Annotated in this window: 17 protein-coding genes; 9 read left to right on the plus strand and 8 right to left on the minus strand. The window is 66.8% G+C overall.

All coding sequences use genetic code 11. The annotated features are described in order from the left end of the window. Nucleotides 1-816, plus strand: an 816-nt coding sequence (locus QMZ25_RS09435) for a PIN domain-containing protein (protein ID WP_283219515.1), incomplete at its 5' end; no start/stop codon positions are given. 73 nt (nucleotides 817-889) lie between these two features. On the opposite strand, the gene QMZ25_RS09440 is transcribed toward QMZ25_RS09435, so the two are convergent. Both QMZ25_RS09440 and QMZ25_RS09445 read right to left on the minus strand, forming a co-directional pair. Then, nucleotides 890-1,453, minus strand: a complete 564-nt coding sequence (locus tag QMZ25_RS09440) for a hypothetical protein (protein WP_283219516.1) — start codon at nucleotides 1,451-1,453, stop codon at nucleotides 890-892. Nucleotides 1,454-1,505: 52 nt separating this feature from the next. After that, nucleotides 1,506-1,910 (minus strand): hypothetical protein, encoded by a 405-nt coding sequence (locus QMZ25_RS09445; protein WP_065175962.1) that lies wholly within the window; start codon nucleotides 1,908-1,910, stop codon nucleotides 1,506-1,508. 561 nt (nucleotides 1,911-2,471) lie between these two features. Between QMZ25_RS09445 and QMZ25_RS09450 the strand changes: the two genes are divergently transcribed. The 4 genes from QMZ25_RS09450 (at nucleotide 2,472) to QMZ25_RS09465 (ending at nucleotide 7,142) form a co-directional block, all read left to right on the plus strand. Then, nucleotides 2,472-2,852, plus strand: coding sequence for a tautomerase family protein (locus tag QMZ25_RS09450; RefSeq protein WP_053519221.1), 381 nt, complete (start codon nucleotides 2,472-2,474; stop codon nucleotides 2,850-2,852). 130 nt (nucleotides 2,853-2,982) lie between these two features. After that, on the plus strand, nucleotides 2,983-3,369 hold the full coding sequence (locus QMZ25_RS09455; RefSeq protein WP_283219540.1) for a DUF2946 family protein: 387 nt from the start codon (nucleotides 2,983-2,985) through the stop codon (nucleotides 3,367-3,369). A 120-nt stretch (nucleotides 3,370-3,489) separates the two neighbouring features. Continuing rightward, nucleotides 3,490-5,625, plus strand: a complete 2,136-nt coding sequence (locus QMZ25_RS09460; protein WP_283219517.1) for a TonB-dependent receptor — start codon at nucleotides 3,490-3,492, stop codon at nucleotides 5,623-5,625. A gap of 11 nt (nucleotides 5,626-5,636) precedes the next feature. After that, the gene (locus QMZ25_RS09465; RefSeq protein WP_283219518.1) at nucleotides 5,637-7,142 is read left to right on the plus strand and encodes a PepSY domain-containing protein; all 1,506 of its coding nucleotides are present in this window, start codon (nucleotides 5,637-5,639) and stop codon (nucleotides 7,140-7,142) included. A 9-nt stretch (nucleotides 7,143-7,151) separates the two neighbouring features. On the opposite strand, the gene QMZ25_RS09470 is transcribed toward QMZ25_RS09465, so the two are convergent. The 4 genes from QMZ25_RS09470 to QMZ25_RS09485 form a co-directional block, all read right to left on the minus strand. After that, nucleotides 7,152-8,285 (minus strand): MFS transporter, encoded by a 1,134-nt coding sequence (locus QMZ25_RS09470; RefSeq protein WP_283219519.1) that lies wholly within the window; start codon nucleotides 8,283-8,285, stop codon nucleotides 7,152-7,154. Nucleotides 8,286-8,296: 11 nt separating this feature from the next. Next, the gene (locus QMZ25_RS09475) at nucleotides 8,297-9,073 is read right to left on the minus strand and encodes a DeoR/GlpR family DNA-binding transcription regulator (protein ID WP_065175969.1); all 777 of its coding nucleotides are present in this window, start codon (nucleotides 9,071-9,073) and stop codon (nucleotides 8,297-8,299) included. A gap of 140 nt (nucleotides 9,074-9,213) precedes the next feature. Beyond that, complete coding sequence (locus QMZ25_RS09480) at nucleotides 9,214-9,888, minus strand: class I SAM-dependent methyltransferase (RefSeq protein WP_283219520.1); 675 nt, start codon at nucleotides 9,886-9,888, stop codon at nucleotides 9,214-9,216. A 368-nt stretch (nucleotides 9,889-10,256) separates the two neighbouring features. Further along, nucleotides 10,257-10,661 carry a GFA family protein gene (locus tag QMZ25_RS09485; protein WP_053519241.1) on the minus strand — a complete coding sequence of 135 codons (405 nt, stop codon included), beginning with the start codon at nucleotides 10,659-10,661 and terminating at the stop codon, nucleotides 10,257-10,259. A 174-nt stretch (nucleotides 10,662-10,835) separates the two neighbouring features. On the opposite strand from QMZ25_RS09485, the gene QMZ25_RS09490 reads away from it, so the two are divergent. Next, on the plus strand, nucleotides 10,836-11,810 hold the full coding sequence (locus QMZ25_RS09490; protein ID WP_053519243.1) for a DUF4105 domain-containing protein: 975 nt from the start codon (nucleotides 10,836-10,838) through the stop codon (nucleotides 11,808-11,810). Further along, nucleotides 11,810-13,834 (plus strand): alpha/beta hydrolase, encoded by a 2,025-nt coding sequence (locus QMZ25_RS09495; RefSeq protein ID WP_180875361.1) that lies wholly within the window; start codon nucleotides 11,810-11,812, stop codon nucleotides 13,832-13,834. Before QMZ25_RS09490 ends, QMZ25_RS09495 begins: the two co-directional genes overlap by 1 nt. Before the next feature lie 45 nt (nucleotides 13,835-13,879). Here QMZ25_RS09495 and QMZ25_RS09500 read toward each other — a convergent pair whose 3' ends face one another. Next, nucleotides 13,880-15,247: an MFS transporter gene (locus tag QMZ25_RS09500; protein WP_283219521.1), complete on the minus strand. Its 1,368-nt coding sequence runs from the start codon at nucleotides 15,245-15,247 to the stop codon at nucleotides 13,880-13,882. A gap of 81 nt (nucleotides 15,248-15,328) precedes the next feature. Here QMZ25_RS09500 and soxR point away from each other — a divergent pair, with 81 nt between their 5' ends. After that, nucleotides 15,329-15,763, plus strand: coding sequence for a redox-sensitive transcriptional activator SoxR (gene soxR, locus QMZ25_RS09505; RefSeq protein ID WP_253118890.1), 435 nt, complete (start codon nucleotides 15,329-15,331; stop codon nucleotides 15,761-15,763). A 41-nt stretch (nucleotides 15,764-15,804) separates the two neighbouring features. Here the strand turns inward: soxR and QMZ25_RS09510 are convergent, their stop codons facing one another. Beyond that, nucleotides 15,805-16,407, minus strand: a complete 603-nt coding sequence (locus tag QMZ25_RS09510; RefSeq protein WP_053519252.1) for a short chain dehydrogenase — start codon at nucleotides 16,405-16,407, stop codon at nucleotides 15,805-15,807. Between the two features lie 100 nt (nucleotides 16,408-16,507). Here QMZ25_RS09510 and QMZ25_RS09515 point away from each other — a divergent pair, with 100 nt between their 5' ends. Then, complete coding sequence (locus tag QMZ25_RS09515; protein WP_111187135.1) at nucleotides 16,508-17,383, plus strand: LysR family transcriptional regulator; 876 nt, start codon at nucleotides 16,508-16,510, stop codon at nucleotides 17,381-17,383. Nucleotides 17,384-17,397: the final 14 nt, after the last annotated feature.

Here is a 17,397-nt window from a genome sequence, read left to right on the forward strand (position 1 = left end):
TCTGTTGAGGGTATGGATCTCACTGACTTCAGTTCTTCAATGGTAGAGGATTACCTGCAGTCAATTGGGGCTGAAATTCTCGAATCTTCCACGCTTGTCGATCTTGCTCAAGTGCAAGACATGTATTTTGAGCGTCGTCCTCCATTTGAAGATAAGAAAAAGCATGAGTTCCCCGACGCCTTTGCACTGAATGCACTAGAAAGGTGGTCAGAGACGAACTCTACTGATGTCCTGCTCTTGTCCGAGGATAAGGGGTGGATCACGTACTCGGAGACTAGTTCCCGCCTTCATCACGGCGTCGAGGTGGCAGAGGCTCTTGCGGCCACCCAAGAGGCTGATCCAGTCTTCCTAGCAGCCCTAGCTGCTTCGCTCCGCGCAAGCACTGGGGAGCTAAAGGAGCTAATAGCGGACGATGTTGCAAGGCTTAGCGTGGAAGCGGATGGCAATGGCTCTTGGCCAGTAGACCTAACTGTGACCAGCGTGAGTTTGCAGGACGTTTCGCTCGAATACCTGCGCGACGGCGACTTAGAAATAGTGAGTCGGGAAGCAGGAGAGTGCGTAGTTCAGTGCATGCTGCATTGCGTGATCGGTGTCGATGCATCGATAACGGTACACCTTTTTGACCGATTTGACCGCACGTCAATGCGTGTGTCCGGCGGTTCGATGCACGCTGCAAAGAGAGTGAATCTGAATTGCTTGATTAAGCTGGTGTCTCCGTCTAGGTCGGAGGCGTTTCGCGTCGAGGCGGCAGATCTCATAGATCGCGATCTGCAGGTGGACGTTGGCGAAGTGCAAGTTGACTTCTCACTCGATTAGCCTTTGATAATTGCAAGAGGTTAGAAGGGGCCTTGCATCCCGGCAGCAACGCCTGTCGCTGCTGCGGCTGCCATCAGCCGTGCTGGTCCAGCAGTTCCCGCGCAATCATCGCCGTGGCATCCAACAGGTCGTGGCCGCTACCGGCCTGCACTACAACCGCCAGCAGATTGCGGCCCACCTCGGCATTGCCGCTGGTCAGTTCCATCTCGCCTTCAAAGCACAGATCGGCCAGCCATTCGTGGGCCTGTTGAAGCCCGCGCTTGCGGATGCGGCGAAATTCCGCCAGCAGCTTCGCCTGGCCGGCCTCCTGCTCACCCTCGGCCAGCAGGCCGATGGCACCGCCGTGCGCTGCGCGCCAGATGGCCGGCAGCGGGCGGCCGTTCGCGTCCACCACGTCCGCCGAGAACTGGGCGCAGTACATTTCGTAGCGTTTGCCCGCCGTACTGCGGGGCACGATGCCGGCCTCGGCGAGCAGGCACTCGGCTTCATCCAGTTTTCTGAACTTCAATCGCAGTAGTGCAGGGCGGCTCAGCTGTTGGGACAGCGCGTGCTGGTTGGCGGCAAACCATACGTTCCAACCCACGGTTGCGCGGCCTTCCAGTGCGGCCTTGAAGTACTCCAGGTGTTCGGCGTCCATTGCGGCCTCCTGCGATCCCTGCGCGATTGTAGCGGGAGGGCATCCGGGCCGGTCAGTCAGCGCCGGAGAGGCAATGATTCGCCTCGCGCACCAGCTGTCGTGCGGCCACGATAAGTCCGTCGGTGTGGAAAGCGCCCAGCTGTTCGTCCGGGCCGCCTTCGTTGCGCGCACGGTCGGCAGCCTGCAGCAGATCGAGCAACGCGGTAAGCCCAGACATCGAGCGGCGCAGCGAGGCGTGATTGCTGGCAACGAGGGTGAGGCTTTTGCACGGCTGTCCGTCATCGCCGTCGGCGCGGCTGATGGCATTGAGGTACGTGAAGAAGGCAGGCGACTGCACGGGCAGACTCTGTTCGTGCAAGGCGCACTCGATCTCGCGTGCGAGGTCCTCGGGCACGTCGGCGGCGATGTCGCCGATCAGGGCGTGCAGGCGGGGATGGACAGCGGTGCGGTTGGTCATGGCGAAACCCTCACTGGCGTGGGGCCACCTTCCGAAGCGAAGGTGGCGGACGGTGCGGGTTGGCGTACCAAGGCAAACGAACTTCCACCGAGAGGAAGGCCTGGCGGATCTGTCGATCCCCACGCACCGGCCGCCATGGAAGGCAATCGGTGCATTCTCTCTGCTGAGGCGTGAACCGCAGCGGTGGAAGTTCGTTCGTTTATTCGAGACGCCAATCCCGGCCAGGGCAACGCGCCTCGGCATGGAGATCATCCGGCCCACAATCACAGCGGTCCGTAAGGAAAGTTCTCAACTGCACGCAGGCGCACCAAGCGTTTCCAGTTCTGTGCCCTGCAGCACCCACTCGCTGCGAAGCTCGTCTCTAATGGCGCAATCCGCCGCCCCCTTCGACCGTGGACATGACGACTCTGGCGAGGCGCCGCCACGGCAATTACGTCAACCCGCGCAGTAGGCGAGTGACCATGTCATGGATGAAGGCAGAGGGTTCCATCCCTGCGCTGTCCCACCGCCCCGGGCAGGCGTAGTCTCAGCACAATGACCCCTCCACCCGGGAGCCCCACCATGCCGCTCGCCCGCATCGATCTCCGCAAAGGCCAATCCGCCGACTACCTGCAGCGCGTCGGCGAGGCCATCTACCAGGCCATGCGCGCTGTCGGCGTGCCCGAGAACGACCGCTTCCAGATCTTCCAGGAGCACGACGCCGCCACCCTGGTCTACGACCCCAGCTACCTGGGTGTGCAGCGCTCCGACGATTTCATCTGCATCCAGATCACCTGGAACGAGGGCCGCACCCTGGAGCAGAAGAAGGCGCTGTACGCGGGCATCGCTGACGGCCTGCATGCGGCAGTGGGCATCCGCCGCGAGGACGTGTTCATCAATCTGGTGGAAGTGAAGAAGGAGAACTGGTCGTTCGGACATGGCGTTGCCCAGTACGCGACGTGAGGCGCCTGCGTCACCCTGTCGCAGGGGCAAAACCCTGAACGTGGTCCAAGGTTGCGGCGCCGCGCCGTAGAATGCCCGGGTGCACCGCCCCCGATTCCACCGCCGGTTCCAGGCCCTGGCATGGCTCGCCCTGCTGCTGGTGCTGCTTGCCCCGCTGGTGAGCCGCTGGGTGGCGCATGGCCGCGTGGCAGCGGCGGCGCCGGTGGCGGCGATGGATCATTCGCTGCATGCGCAGCACACGATGGAAGCCCATCACGACCATCATGCGATGGCGACGCCGCACGATGAGGCCGCGAAGAATCCGCCCGCCGATCCGCACGCTGACCATGAAATGGGCGTGGATTGCGATTACTGCCTGATCGCGGCGCGGCTGATCACCCTGCTGGTGGCGACGTTCCTGCTGCTGGTGCCCTTGGCGCCGGTCTGCCGGGCGCGGCTGGGCGCTGTGCTGGCAGTGCCCGCGCGCCTGGCGGGAACCCTCGGGGCGCGGGGACCACCGGCGGCATTGGCGGGCTGAGCCGCGCACGCGGCCGTGCATTCCCTCTGATGGAAGCCGCCAGGCATGGCTTGGCGCTACCGCGTGCGCTTTCCTTCCTGCTGCCCCGCAGTGCGGGGTGGCATTGCATGCCGTGAAAAAATGAAAAGACATCCGAAGCGCGTTGCCCTGCGTTGGGCGACGCTGCCGGCGCTGTGCGCCTGCGCCCTGCCTGTTGCACCTGCCCGTGCCGAAGCGGCGGGCCCGACCACCCTGGACACCGTACGCGTAGTCGATACCCGGCACGGTGCGCTGTCGGCCACCCCCGGCGCAGGTTCCGCGCTGGGCCTGAACGTGCTGCAGACACCTGCGGCGCTCACCGTGATCGACCGCGACCAGCTGGAGCAGCGCGGTGACTCCAACCTCAACGATGCGATCAGCCGCGCGGGTGCGATCAGTGCGATGCCGCATCCGGGCAACGGCCTGAGTGCGCTCTCCAGCCGTGGCTTCACCGATGGCGCTTCGGTGATGCGCCTGTACGACGGGCTGCGTCAGTACGGCGGCGTGGGCATCACGTTCCCGTTCGATACCTGGTCCATCGAGCGCATCGAAGTGCTGCGCGGGCCGGCCTCGGTGATCCACGGCGACGGTGCGATCGGCGGTGTGATCAACATCGTGCCGAAGAAGCCTTCGCGCGGTGCCGTCGAGAACGAGATCAGTGTGACGGTGGGCAGCGAGGACACCGCGCGCCTGGGCTTCGGCAGTGGTGGCGCGCTGACCCCCGAGCTGGCCTACCGGCTGGATGTGAGTGGCAACTACAGCGGTGGCTGGGTCGACCGTGGCCGCAACAACGATGCGACGTTCTCCGGTGCGTTGTTGTGGCAGCCGCGTGCGGATCTGCAGCTGACGCTCACCCATGCGCAAGGCTACCAGCAGCCGATGCGCTACTTCGGCACGCCGCTGGTCGAGGGCCGCCAGCTGGAAGCGCTGCGCCACCGCAACTACAACGTGGACGACAGCGAGATCCGCTACCGCGACCGCTGGACCCAGCTTGATGCGCTGTGGACACCGAATGCGAACGTGGAATGGCGCACGCGCCTCTACCAGATCGACAGCCAGCGCGATTGGCGCAATGCCGAGGCCTATGTCTACAACCCACGCACCGGGCTGATCGATCGCTCCGGCAATACCCAGATCACCCATAACCAGGACCAGACCGGGCTGACCTCGACGCTGCGCGTGCAGGGTGAGGTGGGCGGTCTTGCCAACAGTTTCGCGCTGGGGATGGATGCCAACCGCGCGCACTTCAAGCACACCAACAACACCTATGCCGGCAGCTCCGGCCCGGTCGATCCGTTCCATCCGGTGCCGGGGCAGTTTGCCAGCGATGCGCCGAACCTGCCGCGCTACCGCAACAGTGCCGAGCAGTACGCTCTGTTCGTGGAAGACCGGCTGGCCCTGAGCGAGCGCTGGTCGGTACTGGGCGGGCTGCGCCACGACCGCGCGCGCATCGATCGTACCGATCTGATCAGCGGCCAGGAGGCATTCTCGAAGACCTACAGCAGCACCGGCTGGCGAGCAGGCACGGTATTCGCGCTGCAGCCGACGCTGAGCCTGTACGCGCAGTATTCGCAGGCGGCCGACCCGGTCAGCGGCCTGTTGATGATCAGCCCGGCCAACGGTGCCTTCGACCTGGCCAAGGGGCGTCAGGTCGAAGTCGGCCTGAAGCAGGTCTTCGACGGTGGCGAGTGGACGCTGGCGGCGTACCGGATCCGCAAGACCGGGCTGCTCAGCCGTGATCCGCTGCTGCCGGATCGTCGGGTGCAGGTGGGCGCGCAGACCTCGCGCGGAATCGAGGCGTCCTTGAACTGGAATTTCGCGCCGCAATGGACGCTCGATGCCAACGCGACGGTGCTGAAGGCCGAGTTCGAGGACTTCCTGGAAGCCACCGGTTCGCCGGCTGTGCTGGTCTCGCGCGATGGCAATGTGCCGCCGAACGTGGCAGAGCGGCTGGCCAACGTATGGCTGAGCTGGCAGTTCCTGCCGGACTGGACCGTGGCCGGCGGTGCGCGTTACGTCGGCAAGCGCTACGCCGACAACGCCAACACCCTGGAGCTGCCGGGCTACAGCACCACCGATCTGGCGCTGACCTGGCAGGCGGCACCGCGCACGCGGGTGAGCGCGCGCCTGTTCAACGTGTTCGACAAGGCGTACTACGCCACGGCGTACTACACCAGCACGCAGTGGCTGCTGGGTGCGGATCGCCGCGTCGAGTTCACCCTCGATCACCGCTTCTGAGGACGCACGCCATGTCGCTGCGATCCACTGCCAAGCGCTGGACCTACCTGGTGCACCGCTGGCTGGGCATCGGTGGATGCCTGTTGATGCTGCTGTGGTTTGTCAGCGGCATGGTGATGCTGTTCGTCGGCTACCCGAAGCTGACGCCCGGCGAGCGGCTGGCGGCGTTGCCGGTGCTGGGCGACGCGCATGGGCTGCTGGGACTGTCGGCGTTGCCAGCGGCCGTGCAGGCTGAGCCGGAAAGCGTGGCGCTGACCACGCTGCGTGGCGAGCCCGCCTATGTAGTGCGTAGTGGCAGCCACGTGGGAGCCTGGTCGGCGCGCACCGGGCAGGTCCTGCTGCCGGTATCGGCACAGCGCGCCGAAGCTTCGGCGGCGCAGTTTGCCGGCGGCCCGGCATTCGTGGGTGCGATGCGCGTGGATGAGGACCGCTGGACGCATTCGCGTGCGCTGGATGCGCATCGGCCGCTGTACCGGGTCGAGGTGGGCGGTGCGCGGCCGGGTGACCTGTATGTGTCTTCGCGCACCGGCGAGGTGGTGCTGGATGCACCGCATGTGCAGCAGCGATGGAACTATGTGGGCGCTTGGCTGCACTGGCTGTACTTCCTGCGCATGCAGTCGGTGGACCCGGTGTGGACGTGGGTGGTGATCGTGCTGTCCGCACTGTGCACGGTGGCGGCGGTGAGCGGCATCGTGGTGGGGGTGTGGCGCTGGCGCTTCGCTGGCCACTATCGTTCGGGCGCGAAGACGCCGTACGTCGAGCCGTGGATGCGCTGGCATCATCTGATCGGTCTGGCGGCTGCGGCGTTCGTGTTCACCTGGATCTTCAGCGGACTGATGTCGATGAATCCGCTGGGCGTGTTCAGCAGTACACGCGCGGCGATCGACACGGCGCAGTATCGCGGCGGTGCGGTGGCAGTGAATGGCCCACTGGGCGAACCGGCAGCGCTGCTGGCTGCGACCCATGGTGGGCTGTTCATGCCGGTGGAGATCCAGTGGCGGCGCATCGGCGGTGAGCTGTTCGCGCTGCTGCTGGACGGGCAGGGCGATACGCGCATCGTATCCGCAGACGAAGGGCATCTTCGGATGATGCCGCTGCTGCCGGTGGCATGGCTGCAGCAGAAGGCGCAGGCGATGTCTGCCGCGCCGATCCATCGGTTCGCGCTGCTGCATGCAGCGGATGCCTATTTCTATCCACGTGCGCCGGAGGCGATGAACGGCGCGGCGGTGCGCCGCTTCCCGGTGGCGGTGGCGGACTTCGGTGATGCCGAGGCGACGCGCGTCTACTTCGATCTGGCCAGCGGCGATCCACTGCTGACCCTGGGGCATCGTGAGCGCGTCGGGCGCTGGCTGTTCTACTTCCTGCACAGCTGGGACCTGCCGGCGATGCTGCGGCAGGAGACGGCCCGCCTGGGCGTGCTGCTGCTGTTGAGCACCGCCGGCACCGCGCTGTGCGCGACGGCTACGGTGATCGGCTATCGACGATTGCGGATGAAGGTCCAGCGTCGGCGCCGTTGATGCCGCGCGCTACACCCGCAGCCAGCGCGTGGACACCGCCACCAGCAGCAGCGCGATGGCCACACCGATGAATGCAGCGATCAGGCCGAAATGATTGGCGGCGAAGCCGATGAGTGCCGGGCCGGCAAGAATGCCGGCAAAGCCCAGCGTGGACACGGCGGTGATCGCCAGGGCGCCGGGCATGCGGGTCTGGTGGCCGGCCAGCGAGCACAGCGCCGGCGCGATGTTGGCGCAGCCGAGGCCGACCAGCACATAACCGGCCAGTGAGACCTGCCAGGGCGTGACAAGCGTCAGCACCAGCACGCCACTGGCCGCGAGCAGGCCACCGAACACGATGGCGCGTTCGCGTCCCACCCGCGCCACCAGTGCATCGCCGAGCAGGCGGGCCACGGTCATGGTCAGGGTGAAGATCACATAGCCGATGCCAGCCATGCGCGCATCGACGCTGCGCACGTCACTGAGAAAGACCGCGCTCCAGTCCAGCATCGCGCCTTCGCCGAGGAACGCGACGAAGGCCAGCACGCCGATGAACAGCACGATGCCGTGCGGCATGGCCAGCATCGGGGTGTCGTGCGGCATGCGCTCGCGGTGCCAGTACGACGCCGACAGCAGCATCGCCAGCAGCATCGCGGCCACGCCGATCAGCACCGATGCCAGCGGTGGCAGCTGCAGGGACAGCAGCACGGTCATCATTGCCGCGCCCAGGAAGCCGCCGATGCTGAAGAAGGCGTGGAAGCCGGACATCATTACACGTCGCGCTTCGCGCTCGACCACCACGGCCTGCACGTTCATCGTGCAGTCCATCGCGCCTACCGCGGCACCGAACACGAACAGCACCAGGCCCAGCAGCCACGCTGAACCGGCCAGGGCCAGGCCCGGCACGGTGAGGCAGATCAACAGCGTACTGGCCACCATCACCCGGCGGCAGCCCAGCCGCGCGGCCAGAACGCCCGCCACTGGCATCGCCAGCAGCGAACCGGCACCCAGGCAGAGCAGCACCACGCCGAGCGTGGCGTCGTTGAGGTCCGCGCGTGCCTTGGCGAACGGTACCAGCGTCGCCCACAGTGCCGTGGCGAAACCGGGAATGAAGAATGCAGCGCGGGTCGCGTGCTGTTCGGCACGCGCGCGGTAGGCAACGGACATGGGCGGTTCGGTCAGGGCGGGGTGGGGTGCACCGCAATACCGGCAGCGAGGAAGCGCGCTGCCAGTGCGGGCGGGGCTGATGTGGTCAGCACCAGGTCGTCGATCTCGTCGAGGCCGGCGATCTGCCAGTGGCCACGGGCACCGAGTTTTTCGGTGGTGGCGGCGACAATGACGCGGCTGCTGCAGGCCACCATGGCGCGCTTCAAGGTGGCTTCTTCGGCATCCATCGCCCACACACCAGTGTCGCCATCCACCGCGCACGGGCCGGGCAGGTACACGTCGGCGCGCAGGCGCTGCACCTGGGCCAGTGCTTCGGCACCGACCGCGCCGCCGCCGCTGGCCAGGCGGCCGCCGATCAGCTGCACGGAAGTGCCTTCATGCACACTGGCGGCGGTGGCGATCTGCGGCGCGTTGGTAATCACCGTCAGTGCCAGTTCGGGCGGCAACTGCTGGGCGATGGCCAGGTTGGTCGAACCGGCATCGAGCAGCACCACCTGCCCAGGTTGCAGCAGGGCACAGACGCGCGCGGCCAGTTCGGCCTTGTCGCCACGATCACGGGTCAGGCGCTCGCGCAGCGGGCGCTCCTTCGGCGGCGGCAGCACGGCGCCGCCGTACACGCGCTGGCACAGGCCTTGGGCGGCCAGTTCACGCAGGTCGCGGCGGATCGAATCTTCGGAAACCGCATAACGACGCGCCAGTTCCGCAGCGATCACGCGGCCCTGCTGGCGCAGTTCCTCGAGGATCTGCCGGGTACGTTCGGCGGGGAGGGGGCTGGAATCGGCGTTCATGGGATAAGTGTGCATATTCGTGCATGAACATGCAATAACGTGCATTCCGGGTCGACGCACGGGAGCCCCTTCTCCCGGGCGGCCCTGGAAAAGTGCGAGGTGCGGGGCTTGGCCGGGCGAGCGCCGGCTCTGCAGGTTCATCAGGCCGCGTAGGCGACCCAGCCCTTGAAGGTGAATCCGGCGTAGAACAGCTCGATGTCCTTGAAGCCTGCCTCCTGCAGCACCTCCACCTCCTGTTCCGGTGACAGCAGCGGCAGGCGCTCGGCGATGGCGGTGATCGCGCGCTGTGCATCCGCACGGGCAATGCCGGAAGCCTCGCCGAAGGCCGCATAGCGCCTCAACCAGCGCAGCTTCGCCTCCGGCTCCTGCGGGACGCTGTGGTGGGCCACCACCAATGGCGCGCCCGGACGCAGCCGCCTGCGCAGTTCGCGCAGGGTATGCCGGCGCTGGTCGATATCGAGGAAGTGCAGGGTCAGCAGGCAGCTGGCGCCATCGAAGATCGTGGCCGGGGCATCCTCGATGTAGCCCTCCATCAGCTCCACGTGGTTCATCCGTGTGCCGAGCGTTTCGCGGGCCAGCGCCAGCATCGGGCCGGCCGGATCGACTCCGAGCATGCGCCAGTGCGGGTGGGCGTCAGCGAAGGCCTTCAGCTCGAGGCCGCCACCGGCGCCGAGCACCAGCACGTGGCCGTGCTCGGGCACGTGCTCGGCCAGCAGCAGGTGGGCCATCTGTTGCAGACCGAGGAATCCAGGTACCTGCCGCAGCGGTCCCTCGTGATAGCGGGCCGCAGCCTGGGGATCGGAGAACGAAGGCATCCGGAGGCGACCTGCAGCAGGAGGGGAATTGTCACTGTAGCGCAGGCGTCAAGAGGTGCCGCCCAGTCCGCGATGCGGCTGCGGCGTGGTGCGAGCGCAGGGCTTGGCCGCCTGTCATCGTGGTGTCGTCGATGCCTCACGCCGGCTATGCAGGCCAGCGTCCACGCTTGATCGTCCCCGCCCCCACGGAGACCGACCATGTGGCTGCTTGATCATCTCTGGACTGCACGCCGGCCCGCGCCTCCGCCGCGCCCCGTTCAAGCAGAGTCCGCGCCACGCCGGCCCTGGCGCAAACGCCCCGCGCGGGCCGGCCGCAGCGGCATGGCGCCCTGGCAGAAGGTCACCGCGCCGACACGCCGTACCCGGCACTAGGCCGGGCGGTCGGCCGGATGGTTCACGCCATCGCTGACCGGAATCACGCCCAGCGCGAAGGGATCGATGCCCTCCAGGCAGGCGACGTTGTAGCCGTACTGGTCGGGGTTGGAACGCCGACGGTGGTGGGTGTAGATGCCGCACACATCGCAGAAGTAGTGCTCGGCCACATGCGTGTTGAACTGGTACAGCCGCAGATGGTCCCGCCCTCGTACCACCTGCAGCCCTGCGAGGGCGACGCTGGCGGCGATGGCGCCGCGGCGGCGGCACATCGAACAGTCGCAGCGGCGCGGGTCGACGATGCCGTCCGGCAGGTCCAGCAGCAGTTCGACCGTACCGCAATGACAGCGGGCGCTGTGCTGGGGTTGGACCGCAACACCGGCCACGGAGGTAATGCCCATCGATGCTCCTGGAAGAGGGAACGGTATGTGGAAAACCGCGTTGCAGACGGTGCACCCAGCAGCCTGAACGGGCCGTAGATGCCAGGGCGAACCCGCTTGTGGCTAACTATGCGCCCCCGGGACCACGACAGGACGCCAGTGAAAGCCGCAGGACGTTGGATGACAGGAAGTGTGATGGCACTGCTGGCACTGTGGGTGGCTGGCCTGCTGCTCTATCAGCTGCCGGGGCCGGGCTGGCTGGCGTCGGCCGTGGCGGTACTGTGGGTGCTGTCCGCCCTGTGGGCGTCCTGGCGGGTTGCCCGTGGCCATGGCACGCGACGGCTCGGCATGGCCTTCGGCGTGGCGCTGGCCCTGGCGCTGGGGTGGTGGATGCTGCTGACCCCGCGCCAGGATCGCGTCTGGGCCGATGACGTAGCGCAACGCCTGCACGTGGTCTCCTTCGATGGGCGGCATGTGGTGCTGGACAACGTGCGCGATTTCACCTGGCGCAGCGAAACCGACTATGACGCGCGCTGGGTGCGCCGCACGTACGACCTGGACCAGCTGCGTTCGGCCGACCTGGTGCTTTCGTACTGGATGGGGCCGGCGATCGCCCACACGCTGATCTCGTTCGGCTTCGACGATGGCCGCCATGTCGTGTTCTCGCTGGAGATCCGCAAGGAACGCGGGGAATCGTTCTCGGCACTGGGGGGATTCTTCCGCAAGTTCGAGATGACCCTGGTGGCCTCCGAAGAGACCGACATCATCCGCACGCGTACCAACGCGCGTGGCGAGGATGTCTATCTGTACCGCCTGCATGGGATGGACCGCGCACAGTTGAAGGAACTGTTCGCTGCCTACATCGCGCAGGCACGCGAGCTGGATGCGAAGCCCGGCTTCTACAACACGCTGACCAGCAACTGCACCACCATCGTCTTCGATCTGGCCAGGCATATCGCGCCGCGGTTGCCGCTGGACTACCGCCTGCTGCTGTCCGGCTATCTGGCCGAGTACGCGCAGGAGGTCGGGGCATTGACGCCGGGGGTGCCGTACGCAGTGCTGCATGCCAAGGGCCGGATCACCCAGCGCGCGCTGGACCTGGGTGACGGCGGCAACTTTTCCACCGTGATCCGCCAGGGCGTGCCCGGCACCGAGCAGGACCCGCAGTGATGCTCATGTCCATACTTTCCCGCTGGCAGCGCGTGCTGCCGGCGTCGCTGGCGATCTTCATGCTGCTGGCCGGCAGCGGCTGCGCGATGGTCACCGTCAAGCAGGTGAAATCCAGTGACTCGCTGGTCAACAAGCGTGCCGATGTGCTCAACACCGGCAAGCTCAGCCCGGCGGCCCGGGAAACGCTGAGTGCAGCCGGGCTGGATGAGTCGCAGTGCGAGAAGGACTTCGTGGTCTGTCGCAGCACGCTGTTGATGACCGACGATCTCAACGTCGAACAGCGGCTGTCTGCGCTGTCGGAGCTGTGGGTGAAGGCAGCGTTGGCGCTGACCCCGAAGAAGACGGCGGCGGGCGATCCACCGATGAGCGATGCCGCACTGGATGCATGGCTGGAAGCGGCGCGCTATGCCTACGCCTACCTGTTCTACAGCGGCCGTTCGCCGTCCGATCGGGCGTTCGAGGACCGGCAGACGCAGGTGCGCGACTACTACAACTATGCAGCCGAGAAGGCCGCGGTGGTTCTGTTCGTGCGGGCGCGCGCCGCCGCGCTCGCCGGCGAGGACTATACGAAGCCGATCACGGTCGGCAGCTGGTCGCTGGCCTCCAACTACCAGCAGCTGGCCCTGAAGAGCATTCCGGCGCAGCTGGTACCCGCTGGCACGGTCAGCTTCGTCGGCCTGCGCAGTACCTATCGACGCGACGGTTTCGGTGCGGAGCTGGTGATGGTGATGGACCCGCCGAAGCTGGTTGCTCCGGCGGTCTCCGCAGATGGCCCGAAGGCGGACGGCGGGCAGGACGACGACAGCGATGCGCGTCGTGGTCGCCGCCATCGCCATGATGATGCGGTGCCGGAGTTCAGCGAGATGTCCTCGATCAACGTCACCGCGCTGCTGCGCTTCGAGGGCAGCACGCTGGAGGACGTGATGCGTACCCGCCGGGTCGAGCTGGACGCCTATTCGCCCGAAGCGACCGAGCGCATCACCCTGCACGGCGAGCAGGTACCGCTGGCCGGCAACTTCACTGCCGCCTACGGCCTCTGGCTGGCGCAGAGTGGCTTCGCCCGGCAATCGCTGCGCACGCTGTTCGGCATGAGCGAGGGTATCGGTGAGCCGCACATCTACCTGATGCAGCCGTGGGATCCGAACCGCCGCATCATCTTCATGCTGCATGGCCTGGCCAGCAGCCCGGAAGCGTGGGTGAACCTGGCCAACGAGATCATGGGCGATCCCGAGCTGCGCCAGCAGTTCCAGGTGTGGCAGGTGTATTACCCGACCAACGCGCCGATCGCGCTGAACCGCTATGAGATCGCTACTGCATTCAACGACACGCTGAAGCATTTCGACCCGGATGGCAGCACGCGCGCATCGAAGGACATGGTCTACATCGGTCACAGCATGGGCGGCGTGCTGGCCCGCCTGCTGGTGAGCGACTCGGGCGATGTGCTGTGGAACGACCTGCTGGCCAACTATGACCTGAAGGGTGAACGACTGAAGCGGGTGCAGAACAAGCTGGGCCCGCTGCTGCACTTCAAGGCGCAGCCGAATGTGGAACGGGCGATCTTCATCGCCGCCCCGCATCAGGGCACCGACATCGCCGGCAACAGGGTCGGCCGCCTGATCGGCCGCCTGGTGCGCCTGCCGCTGACCATCCTGGGCAAGTTCGAGGATGTGTTCCTGGCGCTGGCGCAGGCCGAGCAGCAGGTTGACGGCACCGCCAAGCCGAAGATTCCCAACAGCATCGACAACCTCAAGGCCAGCGATCCGTTCGTGAAGGCGGCCGCACAGCTGCCGATCGAAGCGGGCCTGAAGTACCACTCGATCATCGCCCAGCGCAAACCGGAACTGCCGTTGGAGAAATCCGACGATGGGCTGGTGCCGTATTGGAGCGCGCACCTGCCGGGGGCGCTGTCGGAGAAGGTCATCATCTCCGGACACAGCGTGCAGGAATCGCCGCAGGCCGTGCTGGAGGTGCGCCGCATCCTGCACCGGGACATCGATGACGTGGACGCGGCGGCCACGCCATGACTGCACTGATCGCCGGGCCACGCCCGGCCGAATCAACCGGTGGCGTTACACCCGGCGTGCAATCAGCGTGGACAGCAGAGCCAGGCCCAGGGTGATCGCCAGGCACAGCACGTAGCCGTTGTGCGGCCTGTCGTCCACGAACAGGGCAAACAGCGCGCCGGAGACGGCCAGTGCGGTGGTGACCGCCAGCGCCTCGCTCAACTGCAGCGCCGAGGTGTTGGCTCCCTGTTCGTGCGGTGCCGAAAGGGACAGGGTCAGTACCGAAAGACTGGCGTAGATCATGCCCATGCCGAAGCCGGTCAGCGTCCAGCCGATCAGAGCCACCGGCAGCGGTACCGTGCGGAACAGCACCGCCAGCGTGGCCGCGATACCGATCGCCATCAGCGGCGTTCCCGCGCGCAGCAGCTGCTGGCGTGACCAACCATTGCGCTGGTGGCCCTGCAGCCACGACCCGGCGAACCAGCCCAATGCCCCCAGGCTCAACACCGCGCCGGCCCCGCTGGGTGACAGCCCGCGCTCGCGCTGCAGCAGCAGTGGCAGGTAGGCCTCGCAGGCGAAGAATGCCGCAGCGGCGATGCCGCGCAGGGCGATCACACTGGGCAGGCCGCGATGCAGGCGCAAGGTACCGGCGGGCAGCAGCCGCTGCACGCAGAACAGCAGCGCGAGCATCGCCACAGCGATGCACAGCACTGCCGCCATCCCTTGCTGCTGCCCGCCGAGATACAGCAGCAGCGCTGCCAGCGACGCGCCGCTGGCCCAGCGCACCACCCGGCTGCGATTGCCGCTGTCGCCCGCAGGCGATGGCTGCAGGCGTGACAGTGCAGGTCGCAGCAGCAATGCAGCGGGTAGCGCCAGCAGCGGCACGGCCAGGAACACCCACCGCCAGCCCAGGTGCTGCACGATGAGCCCGCTCGCAGCCGGGCCGATCATCGACGGCACCACCCAGCCAGCGGAGAATGCTGCGAACACCTTCGGCCGCAGCGGTTCGGGGTAGGTACGGCCGACCATCACATACAGCGAGACCGAGATCGCACCCGCGCCCAGGCCCTGCAGCAGCCGCCCGGCCACCAGTATCCCCATGTGCGTGGCCAGGCCGGCCAGCAGCAGGCCCAGTACGAAGCACGCCAGGCCCCACCACAGCGGCCGCGCGGGCCCGTGCCGGTCGGCCCAGAGGCCAGCGAGTGTCATGCCGATGACGCTGGTGGCGAGGGTCCCGCCGAAGGCCAGCGCGTACAGGCGAAGCCCGTCAAGCGCGGCGGCGACGGTGGGCATGGCTGCGGCCACCGCCAGCGCTTCGAAGGCGTGCAGCGAAACCAGGGCGACCATGCCGAGGGTGGTCGCACGATAGCGCGCGGAGAGGATGGAGGTTTCGGCAGGAGGGGCGGCGTCGGCAGCGGATGGCGTCGGGGTCATGCGGAAAGTCTGGGAGGCCGCGCTTGTCATCCGGCGGCGAAGACCGCAGCATGACACCTGAACTATAGTTGAGGTCAAGCAATGGTGTCGCAGGAACTGAGTGTGGGTGAGGTTTCGCAGCGCAGCGGCGTGGCCGTATCCGCTCTGCACTTCTATGAGCGCAAGGGCCTGATCAGCAGCCTGCGCACCTCGGGCAACCAGCGCCGCTTCAGCCGCGACGTGCTGCGCCGGCTGGCGGTGATACGCGTTGCACAGCGCGTGGGCATGCCGCTGGAGGCGGTGGCGCGTGCTTTCGAAAGCCTGCCGCAGGGCAGGGCACCGACCAAGGCCGACTGGGCCACGCTGTCTGCACGCTGGCGGACCGAGCTGGATGAGCGCATCCACATGCTGCAGCTGCTGCGTGACGAGCTGACCGGGTGCATCGGTTGCGGCTGCCTGTCACTGAAGCGCTGCCGGCTGGCCAACCCCGACGATGTCCTCGGGGAACGGGGTGACGGTCCGATGCGCTGGGGCTGAGGCCCCGGCACATCGGACGGCACGCCAGGCTGGATCATGCATCACCAGACGGTGATTGTTTCACCGCTCAGGATGCCTTCCACCGCGCGCTGGTACGCCAGTGCCGCGCGCTGGGCGGTGACCGCTTCAAAGCCGGGGAAGTAGGGCGCGTAGGCATCCATTGATTCGACCAGCACATTCGGGCTGACGACATTGATGCGCAGCCCGCGGGGCAGCAGCTCCAGGGCCGCTGCGCGCACGAATCCTTCCAGCGCGGCGTTCACCGAGGTTGCATTGACGCCGTCGCGGATCGGCTGGGCACTGACGATGCCGCTGGTCAGGGTGATCGAGCCACCGGCGGTGAGGTGATGCTGGGCGGCCAGTGCCAGCCGTACCTGCCCGAGCAGCTTGTCCTGCAGGCCGACGTTGAACCGTTCGGGCGTCATGTCACGCAGGGGACCAAAATGCAGTTTGCCTGTTGTGGAAATCACCGCATCGACCGCGCCGGTACGGGCAAACAGTTCGTTGACGCTGGCATCGTCGGTCAGATCGACGCGCAGCGTGCCGCTGCTGCGCCCTGCGTCCAGGATCTGGTGCTGCTGGCCGAGCTGGCGCGCGACGGCCTGGCCGAGCGTGCCTGTGGCGCCCACGAGAAGAATCTTCATGACGGTTCCTTGCTTTGGGGAGATGAAGCGCAGTCTGCGCCGTGACGACGCGGTTTGGTAAGCCGCGTATGATTTGCTGATTACTAATCAGGACTTAGCAATGGACATGCTGCGCTGCATGCAGGCCTTCGTCGCCGTGGCCGAGCGCGGGAGTTTCGCCGCTGCCGCCGAGCACCTGCAGGTGTCTGCGGTGATGGTGGGCAAGTACATCCAGCAGCTGGAAAGCCACCTCGGCACCGCGCTGTTGCAGCGGAACACGCGGCGGCAGCGCCTGACCGAAGCGGGCAGCGCCTATCTGGCCGGTTGCCGGCAGGTGCTGGAACAGGTGCAGCAGGCCGAGGCGGACGTGGCCGGCCTGCAGCTGCAGCCGCGCGGTGTGTTGCGGGTCAGTGCTCCCACCACCTGGGGCAGTTGCGTGCTGGCGCCCCGGTTGGCCGAACTGCTGCGTGCGCAGCCGCTGCTGAACATCGAACTGGATCTGAGCAATCGCCGGGTGGACCTGATCGAAGACGGCTTCGACGCGGCGATCCGGGTCGGTCCGCTGCCCTCGGCGGACATCGTGGCGCGTCCGCTGCCCCCCTATGCGATGAGCCTGTGCGCAGCGCCGTCGTACCTTCGCCGTCGAGGCACGCCGCGGACGCCCGCGGATCTGCAGGGGCACGATTGCCTGAGCCACCTGGCGTGGCGTGGCGGGCACGGTTGGCAGCTGGCCAGTGGCGAGCATGTAGACTGGGAGGCACGGCTCACCAGCAATGACGGTTTCGCGCTGCGCGAGGCTGCCGTGGCGGGTGCCGGATTGATTCTGCAACCGACGGCGCTGCTGGCCACTGAGATCGCTGCGGGCCGGCTGAAGCCGCTGCTGCGCGACCATCTGCCGGCGCCGCGGCCGATGCACCTGATCTATCTGCCGGACCGTCGCCCGCGCCCGCGCCTGCAGTGCTTCGTCGACTTCGTCATGACCACGTTGGGGCAATGAGCATCGGGGGAGAT

The organism is Stenotrophomonas sp. RS-48, assembly GCF_030053245.1.
GTDB classification, from domain to species: Bacteria; Pseudomonadota; Gammaproteobacteria; order Xanthomonadales; family Xanthomonadaceae; genus Stenotrophomonas; species Stenotrophomonas maltophilia_P.